General features: G+C 36.2%; 1 protein-coding gene. It reads left to right on the top strand.

The features are described 5' to 3' along the window. The coding region (locus AC1DRF_RS28865; RefSeq protein WP_477742420.1) for an ABC transporter ATP-binding protein at positions 1-1,086 on the top strand (1,086 nt) is incomplete at its 5' end. Positions 1,087-1,162: the final 76 nt, after the last annotated feature.

The raw sequence follows: 1,162 nt of genomic DNA, 5'->3' as shown, positions 1-1,162 counted from the left end.
GATTTTAACCTTCAGATTGGAGAGAAAGAGTTTGTTATATTTGTTGGACCTTCAGGCTGTGGTAAATCTACTACGCTGCGAATGATTGCAGGTCTAGAAACGATTTCAAAAGGTGATTTTTACATTGATGGAGATCATATGAACGAAGTAGCTCCAAAAGATCGTGACATTGCTATGGTCTTTCAAAATTATGCTCTTTACCCTCATATGACTGTTCGAGAAAATATGGCATTTGGCTTGAAGTTAAAAAAAATAAAGAAAGACGAAATTGATAGACGGGTAAATGAAGCAGCTAAAACATTAGGTCTAGAAACATATTTAGAAAGAAAGCCAAAAGCTTTATCCGGAGGGCAGCGTCAGCGAGTTGCTTTAGGTCGTGCTATTGTTCGAGAAGCAAAAGTTTTCTTAATGGATGAACCATTATCTAATTTGGATGCGAAGCTACGAGTACAGATGCGTGCTGAGATTATTAAACTGCATCAAAGGCTACAAACAACAACAATCTATGTGACGCATGATCAAGTGGAAGCTATGACAATGGCTACTCGCCTAGTTGTTATGAAAGACGGGATTATTCAACAGATCGGAACTCCTCAAGATATTTATAGACATCCTAGGAATGTATTTGTAGGCAGTTTTATTGGATCACCCGCAATGAATTTTTTTCGGGGGTATCTCCAAGGCACTTATTTTATAATGGGAGAAACTAAAATACAGCTTCCTGATTTTCTAATACACGCTTTACATTCTCAAGGTCATAATGAGAAAGAGGTCATAATGGGTGCGCGTCCTGAACACATTGTATATCATAAAGAGGATAGTAAGAGAGAGTTGAACAATGAGTTTTGCTTCACTACGACACTAGATATGATAGAGGTACTAGGTGCTGAAACAATTTTATATGCTAGTTTAGAAAAGCAAACGTTTGTGGCTCGAGTACCTTTTTTATGTGAGTTTGAAGCAGGGGACAAAAGCGCTTTTTCGTTGAATTTAACCTACGTGCATTTCTTTGATGGAGAAACAGAAGAGCGCATTTCTACAAATATAGATAAAAAAGTTAAATATTCTGATAAATGTATTGACTAGTTAACGTTTGCGGTTTAATATAACAATATATAACATTACATAATGTTGTATATCATATTTTATTTGAGGAGTGGGG

The organism is Priestia sp. P5_B4, assembly GCF_056400385.1.
Note: the sequence above shows the minus strand (reverse complement) of the source record. Positions and strands in the feature narration are given on the sequence as shown.